A 20667-nucleotide genomic window follows, 5' to 3' on the forward strand; every position below is an offset into this window, starting at 1 on the left:
ATGACCGTTATCAGAAACATCATGTTGTTGGTTTTCACGGCCGTACTGGGTGTTGTCGTGTTGGGCGGCACCAGCTTTTACCTGACCGATAAAATCAATACGAGCGCCAGTTATGCCAATGCCAATACGGTCCCCAGCTTGCTGGACATCGACCGTGCCGCCGCGGCCTTCACCGACCTTCATGCCTTGCAATGGCAGCATTTGAACGATCCCGAGAAAAATGTCGTGCCGAGTTACGCCGAGAGCGTGGCCCAGCGTTTCAGTGTCATTGCCAAAGCCCTGGATCACTATCAGGCCGAGTTGATCTCCGACGACCATGACACCGCACTGTTGAAGCAAGTGCGTGGTCGCCTGGAGGAGTTCGCCAGCTTGCAGGCGCGTTTCGACACGTTCGTCGCCAGCGGCGATCAAGCCTCGGCCCGTGCCTTGATCGAGGCGAGCCAGCCCTTGCAAAACGCGGCGTTGACGGCGATCAGTGATCTGCGCGAATACAACCTGGAACTGGGGCGCAAGGGCCAACAGCTCGCGACCGCCACCGAGAAGAATGCACGCTACATCATCCTGTTGGTGAGTGGCCTGACGCTGTTGGCAACCCTGCTGATCGGTGGGTTGCTGGGGCGTAGCCTGATGCGCCAGCTCGGTGCAGAGCCTTCGGTGGTTCGAGCCTTCGCTGCACGTTTGTCCGCCGGCGAGCTGACGGCAAAGGCAACGCTGCGCCAGGGTGACACCACCAGCCTGATGGCGAGCATGCAGCAGTTGGGCGCGAGCCTGCATGAATTGATCGCGGAGATGGACCGTATGTCCAGTGAACACGACAAGGGTGACATTGACGTGCAGATCGATGCAGGCCGCTTTCATGGCAGTTATCGCTCCATGGCCCAGGGCATCAACGATATGGTCAACGGCCACATCGCGGTCAAGAAAAAAGCCATGGCCTGTATCCGTTCGTTCGGCGAAGGCGATCTGTCGGCACCCCTCGAGCGCTTCCCAGGCAAAAAAGCCTTTATCAATGAAAACATCGAGCTGTTGCGCACCACTATCCTGGCGCTGATCAATGAAATGCAACACATGTCCAGCGAGCACGAAAAAGGTGACATCGACGTCATGATCGATGTGGATCGCTTCTCGGGTTCGTACCGTGATATCGGCCAGGGTATCAATGACATGGTCAGCGGCCATATCAGCGTGAAGAAAAAGGCCATGGCCTGTATCCGTTCGTTCGGCGAAGGCGATCTGTCGGCGCCGCTTGAGCGGTTCCCAGGCAAAAAAGCCTTTATCAACGAGAACATCGAGCAACTGCGGGCTAACGTCCAGGCACTGATCGAAGACACCCGCCAGATCAGTGACAGCGCGCTGATCGGCAAGCTGGACACCCGCCCTGACGTGACACGGCATCAGGGTGACTTCCGCCGCATCATCCTCGGCATCAATGGTTCGCTGGATGCGATCATCGTGCCGATTACCGAAGCCATGGAGGTGTTGTCGGCGATTTCCGGCGGCGACCTGACCCGTAGCATCAACGGCGACTATCAAGGCAAGTTCCTGGAGCTCAAGCACTCCGTCAACGGCACCGTGGAAAAACTCTCGGAAATCATCGCCGAAGTGCGCGGCTCGGCGGACTCGCTGTCCAGTGCCTCGGAAGAGATCTCCGCGACGGCCCAGAGCATGGCTCAATCGGCGTCCGAACAGGCCGCATCGGTGGAACAGACCTCGGCATCGATGGAGCAAATGTCGGCGTCCATTGCCCAGAACACCGAGAATGCCAAGGTGACCGATGGCATGGCGGGCAAAGCCAACAAGGAAGCGTCCGAAGGCGGTCGAGCCGTCAAGGATACCGTGGCAGCGATGAAGACCATCGCCGAGAAAATCGGCATCGTCGATTCCATTGCCTACCAGACCAATCTGTTGGCGCTCAACGCCGCCATCGAAGCCGCGCGTGCTGGGGAGCATGGCAAGGGGTTCGCAGTGGTGGCGGCAGAAGTGCGCAAACTGGCCGAGCGCAGCCAGATTGCCGCGCAGGAAATCGGTGAAGTGGCCAAGAACAGCGTGGCCTTGGCTGAACGCGCGGGCAACCTGCTGGACGAGATCGTGCCGTCAATCGCCAAGACGTCGGACCTAGTGCAGGAAATTGCAGCCGCCTCCGAAGAGCAATCCATCGGCTCCGAGCAAATCAACAGCGCGATGTCGCAGATGAGCCAACTGACCCAGCAAAACGCGTCGGCTTCCGAGGAACTGGCTGCGACGGCCGAGGAGATGAGCGGCCAGGCCGAGCAGTTGCAGGAACTGATGGGCTTTTTCACCGTACAGACCAAGCGCGCCGGGCGGACGGTCTCGATGCCCGCCACCAGCCGTGCGACGTTCACCCATGATCAGGACAGCCATTCAGAGAGCGGTGGTTTCGTCCGCTTCGGGAGTTGACCCATGAGTGCCTCAGCCGTTATGCCGGGCACTTTCGAGCCACCACTGCAAGCCGAGGAACCCTTGCAGTACCTGACCTTCCTGGCGGCCCAGGAGATGTATGCGGTCAACACCCTGAGTGTTCGCGAAATCATCGAATACAACCAGGTGACCAGCGTGCCGATGATGCCGGCGTTCCTGCGCGGGGTCATCAACCTTCGCGGTTCGGTGGTGCCGGTGGTGGACCTCAAGGCCCGGTTTGGCCAGGGGACGACGGTCTTGGGCAGCCGCACGTGCATTGTCATCCTGGAGGCGGCGAAGGAGGGCGAGTCCCAGGTCCTGGGGGTGGTGGTGGACTCGGTCAGCGAAGTGATCGAGATACTCGATGCGGATATCAAGCCCGCCCCCGCCTTCGGTAATCACATTCGCACCGACTTCATCCGGGGGATGACCAAGGTGCGAGGCGACTTTGTCACGCTGCTGCAAATTGAGCATGTTTTGTGTGTCGATGAGATGGCCGGCTTGATGAAAGTGTGACGCGAACGGCCGCGCCCCCAGGCGCAGGCGGACAGTAACTGATCCGAGGTGAATCATGGCGCTATCCATCGAAAGTCCAGGCAATGCCACGGCCTCAAGCCCAGGCCAGTACCTCACCTTTGAGCTGGGGGAGGAGATGTTCGCCGTCGGCACGCTCAACGTACGAGAGATCATCGAGTATGGGCCGATCACCAGTGTGCCCTTGTTGCCCCCCAGCATTCGCGGGGTGATCAACCTGCGAGGCGCCGCGGTGCCGATACTGGATCTGGGGGTGCGCTTTCGCGGCGAACGCACCGTACAGACCTCAAGGACCTGCTTTGTGATCCTGGAGGTGCAGGCCAATGCCGTGCGCAAGCCGGTGGGCATCATTGTGGATGCGGTCAGCGAAGTGCTCGAGATCGCCGGGCAGGACATCGAACCCTCGCTGAACTTCGGTACCGACGTCAGGGCTGATTTCCTGTTGGGCATCGGCAAGCTGGAGAGCGGTTTCGTGCTGTTGCTGGATGTCGGTCGGGTGCTGTCCCTGGAGCAGGTCGATGCACTGGCGAACCTTGAGTCTTCGCTGCCTGCGACCGTCTGATTCTTTCTTGGAAACGTCCTTATGAACGTGATTCTGTCCGACGCCGAGTTTCAGCAATTTCGCAATCTCATTCATCAGATCGCGGGCATCAGCCTGTCCGATGCGAAGAAACAGTTAGTGAGCGCTCGGCTGGCCAAGCGCCTGCAAGTGTTCAAGCTCACGAACTACGGCGCTTACTACAAGGTGCTGATGCAGGACAGTGCGGAACTGCAGGTGGCGATCGACATGCTGACCACCAACGAAACCTATTTCTTCCGCGAGCCCAAGCATTTTGATTTCCTGCGTGATGTGGCGCTGCCCGAACTGCGCGGCAGCGGGCCGTTGCGCGTATGGAGTGGCGCGTGCTCGACCGGGGAGGAGCCCTATACCCTGGCGATGGTCCTGGCGGACAACCTCGCCGGTCGGCCCTGGGAAATTGTCGCGTCGGACATCAGCAGCCGGGTATTGGACAAGGCCCGCCTGGGGCGCTACCCCCTGGACGGGACACGCGGGATTCCCGAAGCACTGCTGCATAAATATTGCCTCAAGGGTGTCGGTACCAACCACGGGTGTTTCATGGTCGAACCGGCGCTGGCGTCGCGGATCGACTTCCAGGCGATCAATTTGAATAACCCGTTGCCGAAACTGGGGATGTTTGACGTCATCTTCCTGCGCAACGTGATGATCTATTTTGACAACGACACCAAAGTGCAGGTCGTCAAGCGGCTGGTCAGCCACCTCAAGCCGGGTGGGTATTTCATTGTCAGTCACTCGGAGAGCCTCAATGGCATCACCGATGAGCTGCGGCTGGTCAAGCCTTCCATCTACCGGAGGCCACATGCCTGATTCCCGCGAGGTGTTCCTGAATCCCGGCGAGTGGTTTTTCGGCGCTGGCTCGATTCGGCTACGAACCGTGCTGGGGTCGTGTGTGGCCCTGGTGTTCTGGCATCCCCGGCACTTGCTGGGCGGCATGTGCCACTACCTGCTGCCGCAGCGCGCGGTGGCCAAGCCCGGTGTGCTGGACGGGCGCTACGGCAATGAGGCACTCGAATTGTTGCTCGCACGGATACACGCGAGCAAGGTCCGGCCTGCCGAGTTCAGGATCAATGTCTACGGTGGTGGGGACATGTTTCCCGGGCTTGCGCGTGCGGATAACCACTACGTCGGGCAACGCAATGTCGAGCAAGCCAGGCGACTGCTCGACCTGCACCAGTTGCCTTGCCACAACTTCCACGTGGAAGGCGTGGGGTATCGCACCGTGGTGCTCGATCTTGCCACTGGCAACATTGAACTCAACTACCTGGCCCTGCAACGACCCCCCGGCAGACCCCATGGAGAGCGTACGACATGAGCCTTATCAAAGTGCTGATCATTGACGACTCCGCCGTGGTTCGCCAGGTACTGACGGCGACCCTGGGACAAGACCCCGCTATTGAAGTGATTGGCGCAGCCGCGGACCCGGTGTTCGCCATGGAAAAAATGAACAAGCAATGGCCGGATGTCATTGTGCTGGACGTCGAGATGCCACGGATGGACGGCATTACGTTCCTCAAGAAATTGATGGCCGAACACCCCACGCCGGTGGTCATCTGCTCCACATTGACCGAGAAGGGCGCGGCCACCACCATGCAGGCACTGGCTGCCGGCGCGGTGAGTATCGTGACCAAGCCACAACTCAATTTGCGCCAGTTTCTGACCGACAGCGCCGATGAACTGGCCGGTGCCGTCAAGGCCGCAGCCCGGGCCAACATGAAGCGGATGGTGCCGTCCGGGGAGCGGGTCCCCGTCAGGTTGAATGCCGACGCCATACTGCCTGGGAGCACTCAGGCGATGGCGCGCACCACCGAAAACATCGTTGCCATCGGAACGTCCACGGGAGGGACGCAAGCGTTGGAGCTGGTGTTGACCGCCTTGCCCAGGGTCTGCCCAGGCATTGTGATCGTGCAGCACATGCCTGAACACTTCACGGCGGCGTTTGCCGAGCGGCTCAACCGACTGTGCGAGATCGAGGTCAGAGAAGCCAGGCATGGCGACCGGGTCATGCCCGGCTGTGCGTTGATTGCACCCGGTGGCCGGCACATGTTGCTCAAGCGCAGTGGTGCCCAATACCAGGTAGAAATTGTCGACGGCCCTCCCGTCAGTCGGCATCGCCCTTCGGTGGATGTGCTGTTTCGCTCGGTTGCCCGCAGTGCGGGGGGCAACGCCCTGGGCATCATCATGACGGGCATGGGGGACGATGGCGCCCGCGGCTTGAAGGAAATGCACGACAACGGTGCCCGCACCCTCGGCCAGGATGAACAGTCCTGTGTGGTGTACGGCATGCCCAAGGAGGCCTTCAAGCTGGGGGCCGTGGAGCGTGAGCTGCCCCTTGAGCATATTGCGGCGGCGATTTTGCAGTCGATGCATCAGCGTCGCTGAGGCTTCGGTCCGTGTGTGAGGGGCGGCAGGACACCCTGCGCCCCAGGTTCAAAGACTCGCGTTTCGACAATGTGGTCTGGGGTTCGGGCTAGAGCTTTTTCGCCATGTCCCTTAACACGAACTTCTGGATCTTGCCGGTCGAGGTCTTCGGCAACTGCGTGAACACCACCGTGCGCGGGACCTTGAAGCCCGCCAGGTGTTCTCGGCAGAAACTGATGATCTCGGCTTCGCGGACGTGGGGGTGGTCGGCCTTGAGGGTGATGAAGGCACAGGGCGTTTCACCCCATTTCTCATCGGGGCGGGCGACGACGGCTGCTTCCATGACGGCCGGGTGGCGGTACAGCACACCTTCGAGTTCGATGGTGGAGATATTCTCGCCGCCGGAAATGATGATGTCCTTGAGCCGGTCGCGGATTTCCACGTAGCCGTCGGGGTGGGTCACCGCCAGGTCGCCGGTGTGGAACCAGCCGCCTTCGAACGCTTCGGCGGTGGCGGTCGGGTTCTTCAGGTAGCCCTTCATCACGGTATTGCCGCGCATGAAAATCTCACCGATGGTCTGGCCATCATGGGGCGTGGGTTCAAGGGTTTTCGGGTCGGCGACCATCACGCCTTCCAGGGTCGGGTAGCGCACACCTTGGCGTGCCTTGATCTGCGCCCGTTCTTCCAGGGGCAGGGCATCCCATTCGGCGTGCCAGGCGCAGAGGGTCACCGGGCCATAGACTTCGGTCAGGCCATAGACGTGGATGACCTTGATGCCCATTTCTTCCACGGCACCGATCACCTTGGCCGGTGGAGCGGCGCCGGCGACCATGGCGTTCACCGGGTGGTCGATGGCGGCCTTGGCCGAGTCCGGCATATTCACCAGCGCGTTGAGCACAATCGGCGCACCGCACAAGTGGGTGACCTGGTGCTCGCGGATCAGATTGAGGATTTTCTGCGGATCGACTCGGCGCAGGAACACATGCACCCCGGCCAAGGCCGTGATGATCCACGGGTAGCACCAGCCGTTGCAGTGGAACATCGGCAGGGTCCACAGGTATACGGGGTGGTTGCCGATCGCCCAGATCATCTGGTTGCCCAGGGAGTTGAGATAGGCGCCGCGGTGGTGATAGACCACGCCCTTGGGGTTGCCGGTGGTCCCCGAGGTGTAGTTCAGCGAAATGGCCTGCCATTCATCCTCCGGCCACTGCCAGGCGTAGTCCGGATCGCCTTCGGCCAGGAAGGCCTCGTAGTCCAGTTCGCTGACCGGCTGGCCTTCGCCGTATTCCGGGTCGTCGACGTCGATCACCAGCGGCGGATGGTCCAGCATGCCAATGGCGGCATGCACCACGTCATGGAACTCGCGGTCGGCGATCAGTACCTTGGCTTCGCCGTGGGCCAGCATGAACGCGATAGCCTCGGCATCCAGGCGCACATTGAGTGCATTGAGGACCGCGCCAATCATCGGCACGCCGAAATGCGCTTCGAGCATGGCCGGGATATTGGGCAGCATGACGGCCACCGTGTCGTTTTTGCCAATCCCGCGACCAGCCAGGGCAGACGCCAGGCGTCGGCAGCGACGATAGGTTTGCGCCCAGGTGGCGCGCACCGATCCGTGGATCACGGCAGGGTAGTCGGGATAGACGCTGGCGGTGCGTTCGATGAAGCTCAACGGCGAGAGGGCGATGTGATTGACGCTGGTCGGCGCGAGGCCTTGCTCGTAAATGGACATGGTGCAAATACCCGGTGGCTGATTATTAGCTCTATTGGTCGAGGTGCTGGTCCTGGCCGCTCGGCGGACAACGCTGGCCTTGAGGCTTTAGCGTAGGCAAGCCGGCCCCAGCAGGAAAAGCGCGGTGACTTCTCCGGCCGCTTTTATATACTGTTCGCACGGATATATGGAAGTACTACCTGAGTTGTATAGTATATCTACTATATGTCGCTCACCGGCTTTCCCTCTGCATAGGTTCGATGATGATAGGCAACTCTGTGCGCGTGCCGCGCTGCTCGCCGCTGCTCGATCATGACCCGCAGCCGAGCCTCCTGTTGGACGCCCAGGCCCGGCCGCTGGAACTCAATGCCGCGCTGCGGGCATTGCTCGAGCAGCTGTCCCTGGCCGAGTGCGAAAGCCTGTTGCCGGTCAATTACGTGTCGCTCGTCCAGGCGTGCCTGGGGCAGGCGCGGGCGATCGAAAATGTCGAGGCGCAGTTCGCCGACCGCATCCTGGTGTGGACCTTTATTCCCGACCCTGGGGGCAATCGCGTACTGGCCCGTTGCCGGGACGCCAGTGCGCAGATTGCCGCCGAGCGCGAATCGGTCAAGGCCAGGCGCTTGTACCGGCTGATCATCGAAAACACCACCGACCTGATTTCCCGGCACACGCCCGACGGCTGTTTTCTCGATGCCTCGCCGGCGTCCTGGGCCTTGCTGGGGTATTGGCCGGGGGAGTTGCGTGGGCGCCCGGCGCAACGCCTGTTTCACCGCCAGGGCTTGGCCAGGCTGGCGCGTCGCGCCCGTGAGGGCCTGGAGCAGGACGGTTACTACACGATGACCTATCGCATCCGCCATCGTCAGGGGCATTACCTGTGGTTCGAGACGGCCTGCCGGGCAATCCGCGAGACCTACACGGGGGCGGTGGTGGAGGTGGTCAGCGTGTCCCGCGATATCACGGCCAGGGTCCAGGCCGAGGAGACCACCCGGCGCCTGGCCGAGGTGGTGGAGGCCCACACCGACCCCGTGTTGTTTATCCAGCCCGGCGGGGCCGTGACCTATCTCAACCCTGCCGCTCGACGCATCCTGGGGTTGCTTGAATCGCCGCAGATGCCGAGCCTGGCGCAGTTTCTCGGCAGCGAGGTCCTGGCCTGCCTGCACCGCGAAGGCTGGAGCAATGCGGAACGCCATGGCCGCTGGAGCCTCGACACGCGCCTGCAACCGCTGGGTGGGGCGGTGACGGTGCCCGTGGTGCTGATGTTGCTGGCGCATCGCTCTGCCAGCGGCGAGCGTTTTTATTCCCTGGTGGTTCGCGACCTCACTGAACGGGAGTTGCGCGAGGCTCAACAGCGTCATCACCAGGATGAACTGGCCCACACCGCGCGCCTGGTGACCCTGGGGGAACTGGCGTCGGGCATTGCCCATGAAATGAACCAGCCCCTGGCGGCCGTGGTGAACTACGCCAACGCCAGCCAGCGTTACCTGAGTGCCCTGGGCAGCGACTCCCCGGCGGCCGAACGGGTGGCGCAGGGCCTGGAGCGGATCTCCGTGCATGCCAACCATGCCGCGCAAGTGATCAAGCGCCTGCGCGCATTCCTGCGCAAGGGCCGACGGCGCATGGAGGCGTTGAACCCCCGGGAGGTGGCCCGCGAAGCGGTACGCCTGTGCGCCTGGGAGGCCGGCGATTGCCAGGTGACGATCGAGGATCGCCTGCCGGATAATCTGCCGCTGATCTACGCCGACCGCGTGCTGCTGGAGCAGGTGCTGTTGAACCTGCTGCGCAATGCCATCGAGGCGAATCGCGAAGCCCATCCCGGCCGGCCCTCGCGCCTGGTCATCGGCGCCGCGGCGCAGCGTGACGGCTGGGTGCAGATCGACGTCAGCGACCAGGGCCCCGGTGTATCACCGGCCCAACTGGAGCAGATATTTACCCCGTTCTACACCAGCAAGGCCAATGGCCTGGGCCTGGGCTTGTCCATGAGTCGCAGCATCATCGAAGGTTTCGGTGGCGAGTTGCAGGCTGTGCCGATGTCGGCAGGCCTGCAAATGTGCTGTCGCTTGCCGGCACATGCCCAGGGCGGTGCAACACAACAACAACAGGAATGAAGGCATGGTCAGCGTGACGGAACAGGTGGTGTATGTGGTGGATGACGACCAGGGGATGCTCGACTCGACCGTCTGGTTGCTGGAGTCGGTGGGCCTCAAGGCGCTGCCGTTTACCAGTGGCCGCGACTTTCTTGAGGCCTGCGACAGCCGCCTCAATGCCTGCGTGCTGCTGGATGTGCGCATGCCCGGCATGGGCGGCCTGAATGTCCAGGAGCACATGCGCAGCCGAGACTTGCACCTGCCGGTGATTTTCGTCAGTGGCCACGCCGACGTGCCGATCGTAGTCCGTGCATTCAAGGCCGGTGCCCATGACTTTATCGAAAAGCCCTACAACGAACAGTTGCTGCTGGACAGCGTGCAGCAAGCCCTCAGCAAAGCCGATCAGCGCCACAGCCTGGGCGAGGGGCCTGCGCGGGTCCAGGCGCGCCTGCAACAACTGACGCCACGGGAGCGCGATGTGTTGCTCCCGCTGGTGCAGGGCTACACCAACCGGGAAATCGCCGAGCAGTTGGGTGTCAGCGTCAAGACCATCGATCTGTATCGCGCACGGGTGATGAAGCGCATGGCGGCCAGTCATTTACCGGAGCTGGTGGGCATGGCGATTGCCGCCGGCCTGGTCGCCCCCCTGCACCTGCGCTGAGGCGGCTCAGGCCACGGCAACCTGCAGGCTCGGCCGCTCACTGGGCCTTGTCGCCAGCATGCGCTCGATGGCACCGGTGAGCAGGTTCTCCAGCAGTTCGGTGCGTTCCGCCTCATCCAGCGCCTGATCGGCCAGCCAGCTCGGCGCGTTGTTCAGCAGCGTGGCGATGGCGTGGCCAGCGGCTTGCAGGGCCTGGGCACTCAGGCGCCGCGGCCGGCCGAGCATCTGCAACAGTCGGCGTTCGTATTGTTCGCGCAACTGCCGCACCCGCAGTTGCTGGTCTTGCGTGAGACAACCGCTGTCACGCTCCACCAGGCGGAAATGCCAGGGCATCTCTTCATGCAGCCTCAGGTGCGCGTGGATCAGCCGTTGCAGATTGTCCTGGCGCGAGCGTGGTCGCTGCTCGACGCGCCCCAGGGTGGTCAGCAGTTCTTCGTAGAACTCTTCGATCAGGTCCAGCAGCAGATGCTGCTTGCTGGGATAGTGGTGATACAGCGAGCCCGGGGTGAGCCCCAGGCTGCTCGCCAGCTCGCGCATGCCGACTTGACCGAAGCCTTTGCTGGCCAGCAGTTCCAGGGCCTTGTTGCGGTGTTCGCACAGGCGCGAGCGATATTCAGCCATAGCTATGGAAGCCGCGCCCGGTCTTGCGCCCCAGGTAACCGGCGGCGACCATCTCCCGCAGCAGCGGGGCGCTGCGGTATTTGCTGTCCTGGAAGCCGTCGTAGAAGGCCTCCAGGATCGCCAGCAGGGTATCCAGGCCGATCAGGTCGGCCAGGGCCAGCGGGCCGATCGGCTGGTTGCAGCCCAGGCACATGCCGGCGTCGATGTCTTCGGCGCTGGCCAGGCCCTCCTGGAGCACCAGGATCGCTTCGTTGATCATCGGCACCAGGATGCGGTTGACCACAAAGCCTGGGCGATTGCCGGCGGTGATCGCGGTTTTGCCCAGGTACTGGGCCAGCTCGATGGCCTGGGCGTGGGTCGCGTCACTGGTCTGCAGGCCCCGGATCACTTCGATCAGGCCCATCACCGGCACCGGGTTGAAAAAATGCAGGCCGATAAAGCGCTCGGGGGCGTTGACGCTCGCTGCCAGTTCGGTGATGGACAGCGACGAGGTATTGGAGGCAATCACGCACCGCTCATCGACGTGCGCGGCGATCTGTTGCAACACGCGTCGTTTCAGCTCGAGGTTTTCCGTGGCGGCCTCGATCACCCATTGCACAGGCGCCAGGCTGGTGTAGTCGGTGCTGGTGCGGATCTTGTCCAGGGCGGCGTGCTTCTGCGACTCGCTGAGCAGCCCCTTGCTGACCTGGCGATCAAGGTTCTTGCCCACCGTGGCCAGGGCTTTTTCCAGGGCACCGGCGCAGATATCCAGCAAGGTCACGTTAATGCCGGCCACTGCGCAGACCTGGGCGATGCCGTTACCCATGGTGCCCGCGCCGATTATGCCGATAGTCTGCAAATTCATCGTCAGTCTCTCTTCTCAAGGTGCGCTGCCTTTGCAGGGCAGGCACGCCTTGCAATACGGAGCATTGGGCGAGAGTCTAGGGCCCGACAATGTGGCGGCCTATGCCGTAACCTGTCAGTTGTATTGGCGTTTCTTACCATGTTCACGCTACAGGACCCCAGAATGATGCCCACGCGGGAAAAGGATTCGGTTGCCGTCTACTTCGTGCAGGTCATGATCCATGCGCTGCGCGACCAGCCTGAGCGGCAGGCCGCAGTGCTGGCCGAAGCGGGCATTGCGCCGGCGCTGCTGAATCAGCCCGAGGCCCGGGTGCCGGCCAGTGCGTTTGCGGCGTTATGGCTGATCCAGATTCGCGAGTTGAACGACGAGTTCTTCCGGCTCGATTCCCATGGCATGCCGCCGGGCAGTTTCGCCCTGATCTGCCGGGGGCTGATCCAGGAACCGAACCTGGGCAAGGCACTCACCCAGTGCCTGGCCAGTTTCTCCCTGTTCCTGCGCGATTTTCGCGGCAGCCTCAGCGTGCAGGGCAAGCGCGCGGTGCTGCGCCTGGAGGCCGGCGGCGGCGATGACGACACCCGTCGCTATGGCGAAGAAACCTTTCTGGTGCTGATGATCAGCCTGCTGTGCTGGTTGGGTGGCCGACGCGTGCCCATCGATCGCGCCGATTTCCGCCATGCCCGTCCGCCCCAGAGCGACGACCTGCTGCTGTGGGGCTACAACCTGACGTTTGGCGCCGAGCGCACCGAAATCGAATTTGCCAGCAGCTACCTGCACCTGGCCGTGGTCCAGGACCTGGCTTCGCTCAAGGTGTTCCTGCGCAGCGCGCCGCAATGGCTGGTGATCCGCTTTCGCAACCCCCATGGCGTCTCGACCCAGGTGTACCAGCGCCTGCGTGGCAGTCACTACAGCCAATGGCCGGCCCTGGAGGACTTGGCGGTGGACTTGCACATGAGCCCCAGTACCTTGCGCCGACGCCTGGAGCGCGAGGGCTGTTCGTTTCAGGAGATCAAGGATGAAGTCCGGCGCAGCATGGCGCTGGAGCTGCTGTGCCAGACGCGGGCCAGCATTGGTGAAATCGCCGCGCACAGCGGTTTCCAGGAGCCCAGCGCGTTTCATCGGGCCTTCAAGAAGTGGACCGGTGAAAGCCCTGGCCGTTACCGCGACCGCGTCCAGGGCAAGCCCTAATGCCATTTCAGTTAAGCGTACATAGCCTTCTGTAGGAGCGAGCTTGCTCGCGAAGAACCCGCAGGCGCCGCGTTCATTCAGGAAGCACGCGTTATCGTTGACGTTTTTCGCGAGCAAGCTCGCTCCTACAAAAAGCCTTAACTGAATGAGCCCGCTCCCCACCGTTACAGTGTTCCTCCTTCAGTGAGAGTGTCCGTTTACGTCAGTTTTTCGACGGATTTGGTAATTGCCAGGGCGCACTCGCTCAACGCTCAATAGCGCTATGTGCTGCGGGCTCCGCAGTACACCTGGGTTTTTGCCGATGGCCGTTTGGGTCAATCGCCAGCGGCGAAGGCGGTAGCAGCCTGTCTAACGAGTCAACGAGGAAAGCAGCAATGAGTGGTTATGCCCATCCGTACCGCGATACCGAATTCGTGCTGGAGGAACTGGTCGGGTTTGAGCGGTTATGCGCGAGCGCCGGGCTTCAGGATGTCAATAACGAGTTGGTCTCGGCCATTTTGAGCGAGGCCGGCCGCTTGGGTTCCGGCGTGCTGGCACCGCTCAACCGGGTCGGCGATACCCAGGGGGCGCGGTTGGGCGAGCAGGGTGTGCAGGAAACGCCGGGGTTTGCCGATGCCTATCGGCAGTTCCAGGAGGGCGGCTGGCCCTCGTTGACGGCGGCGGAGCAGCATGGCGGGCAGAACCTGCCCAACGTGATCGGCACGGCCGTCAATGAAATCTGGCACAGCGCCAATATGGCGTTCGCCCTGTGCCCGATGTTGACCCAAGGCGCCATCGAGGCCATCGCCCATCACGGCTCGGCCGAACTGCAGGCGCACTACCTGCCCAAACTGGTCAGTGGCGAATGGACTGGCACCATGAACCTCACCGAACCGGATGCTGGCTCCGACCTGGCCGCGATCAAGAGCCGGGCGGTCCCCCAGGGCGATCATTACCTGATCAGCGGCCAGAAGATCTTCATCACCTGGGGCGACCACCAGATGACCGACAACGTCGTGCACCTGGTGCTGGCGCGGTTGCCAGAGGCTCCGGTGGGCGTCAAGGGCCTCTCATTGTTCGTGGTGCCGAAGTTCTTGCTCGACGCCCAGGGCCGGCCAGGTGCGCGCAATCATGTGCAGTGCATTTCCCTGGAACACAAACTGGGCATTCATGGCAGCCCCACCTGCGTGATGAACTTTGGTGACCCCGAAGGGGCGGTCGGCTATTTGCTCGGCGAGCCGCACACGGGCCTGGCTTGCATGTTCACCATGATGAACCACGCCCGCCAGAGTGTCGGGTTGCAGGGGCTGGCGATTGCCGAACGGGCCTACCAGCAGGCGCGTCAATACGCCAAGGACCGCCTGCAAGGCTCGCGTAAGGACGGCAGCCGTTTCTCGATCATCCACTTTCCGGATGTGCGCCGGATGTTGTTGCAGATGAAAGCGTCCATCGAAGCCATGCGCGCGTTGGCCCTGGTGGCCGCGGCGGAAGTCGACCGTGCCGCGTGTGCGGCCACCGCGGACCTTGCGCGCCAGCATCAGGGCCGGGTCGACCTGTGGACCCCGATCGTCAAGGGCTGGCTGACCGAGCTGGCCCAGGAGGTCACCTCCCTGGGCGTGCAAATCCACGGCGGCATGGGGTTTATCGAAGAGACCGGCGCGGCCCAGCATTATCGGGATGCCCGTATCCTCACCATTTATGAAGGCACCACCGGTATCCAGGCGCTTGACCTGGTTGGGCGCAAGACCCTGCTGAACCAGGGCGAGCTGTTGAACAACCTGCTGGATGAAATGCATGAAACCGTCGAGCAACTGCACCGCATCGACGCCCTCGCGTACCAGGCGGTGACGCTGGAGGCTGCACTCGGGGCCGGACGCCAGGCCTTGTCCCTGTTACTCGACCAGGCCAAACACGATGGGGATTGGGCGGGCAGCGTCAGCGTTAACTACCTGATGCTGTTCGGCTACCTGTCGGGCGGCTGGCTCATGGCGCGCTCGGCGGTGCAGGCGCATGCGCGCCTGGCCGCCGGCACGGGCGACGCCAGCTTCCTTGAGGCCAAGGGCATCAGCGCACGTTTCTATGCCGAGCAACTGCTGCCCCGCGTGCACGCCTTGCTGGCGGCGATCAGCGCCGGGAGCGCGAGCATCATGGCGTTGGAGGAAGAGCAGTTCTGACCGCCGCGTTGTAGCGTTTGCAGCCGGGGGTACCTCACGGCTGCAGACGCCATTGGCCAGGGCAGCGTCAGTTGCATGTGTTATGAGGTAATAACGTCGAAATTGGCCGCTGTGGCGATAAATGGGGACAAAAACGCTGCCTGCCATTCAACATTCATAAAAACGTAACAACACTGCTGCAAAGTTCGGGAGCCCTTAAACACAAGGAGTTCCCTTAATGAAAAGCTTGATGAAGTCTGTTGCACTCGCCGTTACGGTATCGCTGTGCGGCACCACGGTGTTCGCTGCCGAGAGCGTCCGCCTGACCGGCTCCGGCGCCAGTTTCCCTGCACCGATCTACCTCACCTGGTTCAAGGACTTCAGCAAGAAAAGCGAAGGTGTCACTGTGGATTACCAATCCAAGGGCAGCGGTGCGGGTGTACAGGACTTCCTGAATAAAACCGTCGACTTCGCCGCCAGTGACTCGGCGATGAAAGACGAAGACATCGCCAAGGTCGCCGAAGGCGCGCAGTTGCTGCCGATGACCGCGGGCGAAATCGTGCTGGCCTACAACCTGCCGGGCAACCCCAAGGGCCTGAAGCTGCCACGGGATGTGTACTCCAACATCTTCCTGGGCAAGATCACCAAGTGGAACGATCCGCAGATCGTCGCCGCCAACCCTGACCTGAAACTGACCGATACGCCGATCACCGTGGTTGTGCGTGCAGACTCCAGCGGTACCACGGCGGTCTTCACCAAGCACCTGGCAGCGATCAATCCGCAGTTCCAGAAAGAGCTGGGTGAGGGCAACACCGTCAACTGGCCAGCCAGCGACAAATTCATCAAATCGCCCAAGAACGATGGTGTGACCGCCACCGTACGCCAGACCCCGGGCGCTATTGGCTACATCGAATACGGCTTCGCCAAGCTGGCCAAGGTTGACTTTGCCCAACTGCAAAACAAGGCCGGTCATTACGTCGTGCCGAACGCCGAAAGCGGTGCCGAAGCCCTGGCCGCGGTGAAAATGCCGGAAAGCCTGGTGGCCTGGCTGCCGGACCCGGACGGTGCCAAGTCGTACCCGATCACCTCCTACACCTGGATGATCTTCCGCAAGCAGAACGGCAACCCGGCCAAGGCCAAGGCCATGCGTGAAATGGTCGAGTACAGCCTGACCGAGGGGCAGAAAATCGCCGACTCGATGGGTTATATCCCGCTGCCGAAATCGGTCGTGGACCAGGTTCGCAAAGCGTCCGCCAACATCCAGTAACGCGCTTAGGGCCTCTCTCGGTGTGTGCTGCCAGGCATGCCGGGAGCGTTTCCCCCCTGTTCCGGAACTCGCCAATGAACACACCTTTTGTCGTACCGGTTAACCCGGATTCTGCCTGCCAGCCACCGTCTACGAAGGATTTCCTGGTTGACCGGACCTTCCGTGCGCTTGCGCGAATAGGGGTGGTGCTGGTGCTGGCATTGGTCTTTGCCTTGGTCTTCGAGGTGGGACGCAAAGCCCTTCCCGGCATGGAAAAGCACGGTTTTGACGTATTGCTCGGCAGCGTCTGGGACGTCAACCAGGGCAAGTACGGCATTCTGCCGGCTATTTGGGGCACGCTGTACAGCGCCCTGATCGCCTTGTTGATCGCCGGATTTTTCGGCGTCAGCATGGCGATTTTCCTGACCCAGGACTTCCTGCCCGCCAAGCTGGCCGCCGTGTTTCGTACCATCGTCGAATTGCTCGCCGCGATCCCCAGCGTGGTGTACGGCCTGTGGGGCATCTACGTGGTGATCCCGGCCATTCGCCCGCTGACGGCCTGGTTGAACACTGAACTGGGCTGGATCCCGTTTTTCGGCACGTCCTTGAGCGGGCCGGGGCTGCTCCCGGCGGCGCTGGTACTGGCCATCATGATTCTGCCGACCATTGCCGCGGTGTCCCAGGACGCCCTGACCGCCGTGCCGATGAAAACCAAGCAAGCGGCCTATGGCATGGGCACCACCCATTGGGAAGCGATCCTCAAGGTGATGGTCCCGTCCGCTGCCACCGGTATTTTCGGCTCGCTGGTCCTGGGCCTGGGCCGCGCGCTGGGTGAAACCATGGCCCTGGCCATGCTGGTCGGTAACGCGAACAACATCTCCCTGTCGCTGTTTGCCCCGGCCAATACCCTGGCGGCCTTGCTGGCGCTGAACTTCCCCGAAGCCGGGCCGAACGAGATCGAGGTGTTGATGTACGCGGCACTGGTGCTGATGTTGATCACGCTGATCGTGAACGTCTTCGGCTCCATGATCATGATGTATGCCCAACGGGGTAATAAGTGATGACTGATCTCACTGCAGCAACCGACCTGACCGCGCCCGCAGGCGCGATGCCCAGCTTGCAGCGCAAGTTCGAAGGCCGCGCCCTGCGTAGCCTGGTATTGACCACTCTGGTCTGGGGCGGCGCGCTACTGGCCAGCGTGCCGCTGATCTCCGTGCTCTACATGCTGATCATGCGCGGCGGGGCGCGCCTGAGCCTGGAAGTGTTCACCGAGTTGCCTCCGACGGGGTTCGAGACGGGCGGTGGCTTCGGCAACGCCATGGCCGGCACCTTTGTGATGGTCGGTATCGCGGCGGCTATCGCCGTACCGGTCGGCATCATGGCGGCGATCTTCCTGGCCGAACTGGGGCCGGACAGCAAGCTGGCCAACGCCTCGCGCTTTGCCGCCAAGATGCTCACGGGGCTGCCTTCCATCCTGGCCGGGGTGTTTGCCTATGCCCTGGTGGTGATGACCACCGGGACCTACTCGGCCCCGGCGGGCGGCGTGGCACTGGCGGTCCTGATGCTGCCCATCGTGGTGCTGACGGCGGAAGAGTCGATGAGGATGGTGCCCAAGATCATGAAGGATGCGGCCTACGGCATGGGCTGCACACGCTCGCAGGTCATCTGGAAAATCGTCTTGCCCACCGGCCTGCCGGCGATCCTCACGGGCGTCATGCTGGCCGTGGCGCGAGCGGCGGGCGAAACCGCGCCGTTGTTGTTTACCGCGCTGTTCAGCAACTACTGGATCTACCACGACGGCAGCCTGGCCGTCATGAATCCGACGGCCTCGTTGGCCGTGCTGATTTACAACTTTTCAGGCATGCCCTTCGACAACCAGCTTGAGCTCGCCTGGGCGGCCTCGCTGGTGCTGGTCATGATCGTGCTGGTCGTAAATATCGTCAGCCGTATTTTCGGCAAGCCCAAGTATTGAGAACGGGAGCACCTGAATTTTGAACGTATCAACTGCGCAACGAGCCGCTCCGTTTGTCACCCAGGCGCCTGTGGTCATGGACTGCAAACTGGACAAGATTTTCTACGGCAACTTCATGGCCGTGCGTGACAGCCATGTGCCGATCGAAAAAAACAAGATCACCGGCTTCATCGGGCCTTCCGGCTGCGGCAAAAGTACCGTGCTGCGTAGCCTCAACCGCATGAACGATCTGGTGAAGGGATTTCGCTTCGAGGGCCATGTGCATTTCCTCGGGCAGGACGTCTACGGCAAGGGCGTTGATCCAGTGGTCGTGCGCCGCTATATCGGCATGGTGTTTCAACAGCCGAACCCGTTTTCGATGAGCATCTTCGACAACGTCGCCTTCGGCCTGCGCCTCAACCGCTACAAGGGCGACCTGGGTGATCGCGTCAAGCACGCCCTGCAAGGCGCCGCGCTGTGGGATGAGGTCAAGGACAAGCTCAAGGTCAGCGGCCTGTCGCTGTCCGGTGGCCAGCAGCAACGGCTGTGTATCGCCCGCGCCATCGCCACCGAACCGGAGGTGCTGTTGCTCGACGAGCCTTGTTCCGCGCTGGACCCGATCGCCACCCGCCGGGTCGAGGAACTGATGGTCGAGTTGAAGAAGGACTACACCATCGCGCTGGTCACCCACAATATGCAGCAGGCCATCCGCGTGGCGGACACCACGGCCTTCTTCTCAGTGGACATTTCCCAGGGCACGCGCACCGGCTACCTGGTGGAGATGGGCCCCACCGCGCAGATTTTCGACAACCCGCGCGAACAAATGACCGGGGACTACATCAGCGGCAAGTTCAGCTGACCCACTTATCCAACGTTTCTCAGGATTGCCAATGCCTGCAACACGTCGTCTTGATTTGCCCGCGATCGAACGCGCACTGCGTGAGGTACAGAGCCGCTTTGCCGAACTCAGCCGGCACTTTACCGAGCCGCGCGACCCCTTGACGGACGAAGTGCTGCACAACGTGCTTGAAGGCTACGCGCTGATTGACGATTATGTCGCTCGCGGCGTCGACCTGTTCGATCTGCAGCAACTGAACCTGATGCTGGAGATCAACGCCACCGTGCTCTGCGGCAAGGACCCGGTGCGTCGGCTGGAATACGCCCAGCACCTGGCGGCCACCGAGGAGCACTTTTTCAACAACGTTGAAGGTGGCATCAAGGACTTGTACAACTGGTATTGCGCGTATCGCAGTGAGTCCGTGTGGAAGCGTGCCGCGGGTGTGTATGTGCGCATCCTCAGCAAGCCGCAATTGTTCATCGAGGGTAACAACCGCAGTGGCTCGCTGATCGTCAGCTACTTGCTGATGCGTGCCGGGTTGCCGCCGTTCGTGCTGACGCTGGATAACGCCGAGGGCTATTTCAACCCGTCCTCGGTCATACGCAACTCCGCCAAGCATGGCGTCAAGGCGTTGTACGAATTGCCCAAGATCAAGAAAAAATACGCTGCGTTCCTGGAAGATAAGGCGCCTGATCCAATGAAGTTTTTCCTGAGCGACACCGCCGTGCCTGCCTATCAGGGAGGCCTTTGATGGGACGGTATTCAGTGACCGACACGCTCCAGCGCCTGTTCAAACGCCCGCGCATCCGTATCTCGTTTGATATCGATGACACATTGGCCTGCCAGCTCCACCATAGCGCCGTCGAACGCAGCCGGCTGCCGGCCTGTGTTCACCGGTTGCTCGGCGAGCCGCTGCGCCTGGGGACACGCGCCCTGACCCGTGAACTGCGCCGCCAGGGTTGCAGCATCTGGGTCTACACCTCGTCCGGTCGCACACCGTCCTATATTCGGCGTTGGCTCATGCTGTATGGCATCCGTGTCGACGGTGTGGTCAACAGTGTGCTGCACAACCGTGCGCTGACGGTGCATGGCCTGTCGAATACCCCCTCCAAATTTCCGCCGGCCTTCGATATCGACTTGCATGTCGATGATTCCGAAGGTGTGCGCAGTGAAGGCCATGACCATGGTTTCCGCGTGGTCGTGGTGGACCCGCAGGACGAAAACTGGGCACAGCGAGTGCTGGATGCCGTCGCTCATGTCCAGGCGCAACTCGCCCGGCAGCAACCGCTCAGGCACCCACAGCCTGCGCGACCACGGGCGCAAGTGTTCTCCTCCTGAGCATGGGTATCTGCTTGGGCTCAACGCTGAACACCCGGTAGATAGGGGCTGTTGTTAATGCCCGTCAGTTAAGTAGGAACTGTACCTGTGGCGAGCGGGCTTGCCCCGCGTTGGGCTGCGCAGCAGCCCCAGTCAAGAAGAGCACGGTGTATCAGACACTCTGTAG

The 20667-nt window shown here is 62.0% G+C and carries 18 protein-coding genes and 2 pseudogenes; 17 read left to right on the forward strand and 3 right to left on the reverse strand.

Features of this window, described 5'->3' with window-relative positions; all coding sequences use genetic code 11:
* The 7 genes and pseudogenes from ACODSV_RS28665 to ACODSV_RS28695 all read left to right on the forward strand — a co-directional run.
* Nucleotides 1–1251: pseudogene (locus ACODSV_RS28665) on the forward strand (MCP four helix bundle domain-containing protein); the annotation flags it as partial.
* Between the two features lie 192 nt (nt 1252–1443).
* A pseudogene (locus ACODSV_RS28670) lies at nt 1444–2418 on the forward strand (methyl-accepting chemotaxis protein); the annotation flags it as partial.
* A 3-nt stretch (nt 2419–2421) separates the two neighbouring features.
* On the forward strand, nt 2422–2934 hold the full coding sequence (locus tag ACODSV_RS28675) for a chemotaxis protein CheW (RefSeq protein WP_223817881.1): 513 nt from the start codon (nt 2422–2424) through the stop codon (nt 2932–2934).
* 55 nt (nt 2935–2989) lie between these two features.
* Nucleotides 2990–3514, forward strand: a complete 525-nt coding sequence (locus ACODSV_RS28680; RefSeq protein WP_150055565.1) for a chemotaxis protein CheW — start codon at nt 2990–2992, stop codon at nt 3512–3514.
* A 21-nt stretch (nt 3515–3535) separates the two neighbouring features.
* Nucleotides 3536–4339 (forward strand): CheR family methyltransferase, encoded by an 804-nt coding sequence (locus tag ACODSV_RS28685; RefSeq protein ID WP_024074644.1) that lies wholly within the window; start codon nt 3536–3538, stop codon nt 4337–4339.
* A complete protein-coding gene (locus ACODSV_RS28690) occupies nt 4332–4844 on the forward strand; it encodes a chemotaxis protein CheD (protein WP_024074645.1) in 513 nt (170 codons plus the stop codon). The genes ACODSV_RS28685 and ACODSV_RS28690 overlap by 8 nt, the downstream gene beginning before the upstream one ends.
* Nucleotides 4841–5911, forward strand: coding sequence for a protein-glutamate methylesterase/protein-glutamine glutaminase (locus ACODSV_RS28695; protein WP_150055566.1), 1071 nt, complete (start codon nt 4841–4843; stop codon nt 5909–5911). The genes ACODSV_RS28690 and ACODSV_RS28695 overlap by 4 nt, the downstream gene beginning before the upstream one ends.
* Before the next feature lie 88 nt (nt 5912–5999).
* Here the strand turns inward: ACODSV_RS28695 and ACODSV_RS28700 are convergent, their stop codons facing one another.
* The gene (locus ACODSV_RS28700; RefSeq protein ID WP_024074647.1) at nt 6000–7622 is read right to left on the reverse strand and encodes an acyl-CoA synthetase; all 1623 of its coding nucleotides are present in this window, start codon (nt 7620–7622) and stop codon (nt 6000–6002) included.
* Between the two features lie 239 nt (nt 7623–7861).
* On the opposite strand from ACODSV_RS28700, the gene ACODSV_RS28705 reads away from it, so the two are divergent.
* Together ACODSV_RS28705 and ACODSV_RS28710 are read left to right on the forward strand one after the other, a co-directional pair.
* Nucleotides 7862–9706 (forward strand): PAS domain-containing sensor histidine kinase, encoded by a 1845-nt coding sequence (locus tag ACODSV_RS28705; RefSeq protein ID WP_150055567.1) that lies wholly within the window; start codon nt 7862–7864, stop codon nt 9704–9706.
* A 4-nt stretch (nt 9707–9710) separates the two neighbouring features.
* Nucleotides 9711–10346 (forward strand): response regulator transcription factor, encoded by a 636-nt coding sequence (locus ACODSV_RS28710; RefSeq protein ID WP_150055568.1) that lies wholly within the window; start codon nt 9711–9713, stop codon nt 10344–10346.
* A gap of 6 nt (nt 10347–10352) precedes the next feature.
* Here the strand turns inward: ACODSV_RS28710 and ACODSV_RS28715 are convergent, their stop codons facing one another.
* Both ACODSV_RS28715 and ACODSV_RS28720 read right to left on the reverse strand, forming a co-directional pair.
* Nucleotides 10353–10967, reverse strand: a complete 615-nt coding sequence (locus ACODSV_RS28715) for a TetR/AcrR family transcriptional regulator (protein WP_024074650.1) — start codon at nt 10965–10967, stop codon at nt 10353–10355.
* Complete coding sequence (locus ACODSV_RS28720) at nt 10960–11811, reverse strand: 3-hydroxybutyryl-CoA dehydrogenase (RefSeq protein ID WP_024074651.1); 852 nt, start codon at nt 11809–11811, stop codon at nt 10960–10962. Before ACODSV_RS28720 ends, ACODSV_RS28715 begins: the two co-directional genes overlap by 8 nt.
* Nucleotides 11812–11973: 162 nt before the next feature.
* Between ACODSV_RS28720 and ACODSV_RS28725 the strand changes: the two genes are divergently transcribed.
* The 8 genes from ACODSV_RS28725 to ACODSV_RS28760 all read left to right on the forward strand — a co-directional run bounded on the left by ACODSV_RS28725 (nt 11974) and on the right by ACODSV_RS28760 (nt 20501).
* On the forward strand, nt 11974–12996 hold the full coding sequence (locus tag ACODSV_RS28725) for an AraC family transcriptional regulator (RefSeq protein WP_024074652.1): 1023 nt from the start codon (nt 11974–11976) through the stop codon (nt 12994–12996).
* A gap of 374 nt (nt 12997–13370) precedes the next feature.
* Complete coding sequence (locus tag ACODSV_RS28730; RefSeq protein ID WP_150056253.1) at nt 13371–15149, forward strand: acyl-CoA dehydrogenase family protein; 1779 nt, start codon at nt 13371–13373, stop codon at nt 15147–15149.
* A gap of 217 nt (nt 15150–15366) precedes the next feature.
* A complete protein-coding gene (gene pstS, locus ACODSV_RS28735; protein WP_024074654.1) occupies nt 15367–16395 on the forward strand; it encodes a phosphate ABC transporter substrate-binding protein PstS in 1029 nt (342 codons plus the stop codon).
* 74 nt (nt 16396–16469) lie between these two features.
* Entirely contained in the window at nt 16470–17435 is a 966-nt protein-coding gene (gene pstC / locus ACODSV_RS28740; protein ID WP_024074655.1) for a phosphate ABC transporter permease subunit PstC, read from the forward strand.
* Nucleotides 17435–18346 carry a phosphate ABC transporter permease PstA gene (gene pstA, locus ACODSV_RS28745; RefSeq protein ID WP_024074656.1) on the forward strand — a complete coding sequence of 304 codons (912 nt, stop codon included), beginning with the start codon at nt 17435–17437 and terminating at the stop codon, nt 18344–18346. Before pstC ends, pstA begins: the two co-directional genes overlap by 1 nt.
* A gap of 76 nt (nt 18347–18422) precedes the next feature.
* Nucleotides 18423–19184, forward strand: a complete 762-nt coding sequence (pstB, locus tag ACODSV_RS28750; RefSeq protein WP_017847588.1) for a phosphate ABC transporter ATP-binding protein PstB — start codon at nt 18423–18425, stop codon at nt 19182–19184.
* 31 nt (nt 19185–19215) lie between these two features.
* Nucleotides 19216–19914, forward strand: coding sequence for a hypothetical protein (locus tag ACODSV_RS28755; RefSeq protein WP_024074658.1), 699 nt, complete (start codon nt 19216–19218; stop codon nt 19912–19914).
* The gene (locus tag ACODSV_RS28760) at nt 19914–20501 is read left to right on the forward strand and encodes a hypothetical protein (RefSeq protein WP_024074659.1); all 588 of its coding nucleotides are present in this window, start codon (nt 19914–19916) and stop codon (nt 20499–20501) included. The genes ACODSV_RS28755 and ACODSV_RS28760 overlap by 1 nt, the downstream gene beginning before the upstream one ends.
* Nucleotides 20502–20667: the final 166 nt, after the last annotated feature.

This window comes from Pseudomonas sp. FG86 (assembly GCF_057808775.1).

What these genes read in the sequence shown, in the direction of transcription:
- ACODSV_RS28675 (WP_223817881.1), top strand. Translation starts at nt 2,422, where the DNA reads ATGAGTGCCTCAGCCGTTATGCCGGGCACTTTCGAGCCACCACTGCAA.
- ACODSV_RS28680 (WP_150055565.1), top strand. Translation starts at nt 2,990, where the DNA reads ATGGCGCTATCCATCGAAAGTCCAGGCAATGCCACGGCCTCAAGCCCA.
- ACODSV_RS28685 (WP_024074644.1), top strand. Translation starts at nt 3,536, where the DNA reads ATGAACGTGATTCTGTCCGACGCCGAGTTTCAGCAATTTCGCAATCTC.
- ACODSV_RS28690 (WP_024074645.1), top strand. Translation starts at nt 4,332, where the DNA reads ATGCCTGATTCCCGCGAGGTGTTCCTGAATCCCGGCGAGTGGTTTTTC.
- ACODSV_RS28695 (WP_150055566.1), top strand. Translation starts at nt 4,841, where the DNA reads ATGAGCCTTATCAAAGTGCTGATCATTGACGACTCCGCCGTGGTTCGC.
- ACODSV_RS28700 (WP_024074647.1), bottom strand. Translation starts at nt 7,622, where the DNA reads ATGTCCATTTACGAGCAAGGCCTCGCGCCGACCAGCGTCAATCACATC.
- ACODSV_RS28705 (WP_150055567.1), top strand. Translation starts at nt 7,862, where the DNA reads ATGATGATAGGCAACTCTGTGCGCGTGCCGCGCTGCTCGCCGCTGCTC.
- ACODSV_RS28710 (WP_150055568.1), top strand. Translation starts at nt 9,711, where the DNA reads ATGGTCAGCGTGACGGAACAGGTGGTGTATGTGGTGGATGACGACCAG.
- ACODSV_RS28715 (WP_024074650.1), bottom strand. Translation starts at nt 10,967, where the DNA reads ATGGCTGAATATCGCTCGCGCCTGTGCGAACACCGCAACAAGGCCCTG.
- ACODSV_RS28720 (WP_024074651.1), bottom strand. Translation starts at nt 11,811, where the DNA reads ATGAATTTGCAGACTATCGGCATAATCGGCGCGGGCACCATGGGTAAC.
- ACODSV_RS28725 (WP_024074652.1), top strand. Translation starts at nt 11,974, where the DNA reads ATGATGCCCACGCGGGAAAAGGATTCGGTTGCCGTCTACTTCGTGCAG.
- ACODSV_RS28730 (WP_150056253.1), top strand. Translation starts at nt 13,371, where the DNA reads ATGAGTGGTTATGCCCATCCGTACCGCGATACCGAATTCGTGCTGGAG.
- pstS (WP_024074654.1), top strand. Translation starts at nt 15,367, where the DNA reads ATGAAAAGCTTGATGAAGTCTGTTGCACTCGCCGTTACGGTATCGCTG.
- pstC (WP_024074655.1), top strand. Translation starts at nt 16,470, where the DNA reads ATGAACACACCTTTTGTCGTACCGGTTAACCCGGATTCTGCCTGCCAG.
- pstA (WP_024074656.1), top strand. Translation starts at nt 17,435, where the DNA reads ATGACTGATCTCACTGCAGCAACCGACCTGACCGCGCCCGCAGGCGCG.
- pstB (WP_017847588.1), top strand. Translation starts at nt 18,423, where the DNA reads ATGGACTGCAAACTGGACAAGATTTTCTACGGCAACTTCATGGCCGTG.
- ACODSV_RS28755 (WP_024074658.1), top strand. Translation starts at nt 19,216, where the DNA reads ATGCCTGCAACACGTCGTCTTGATTTGCCCGCGATCGAACGCGCACTG.
- ACODSV_RS28760 (WP_024074659.1), top strand. Translation starts at nt 19,914, where the DNA reads ATGGGACGGTATTCAGTGACCGACACGCTCCAGCGCCTGTTCAAACGC.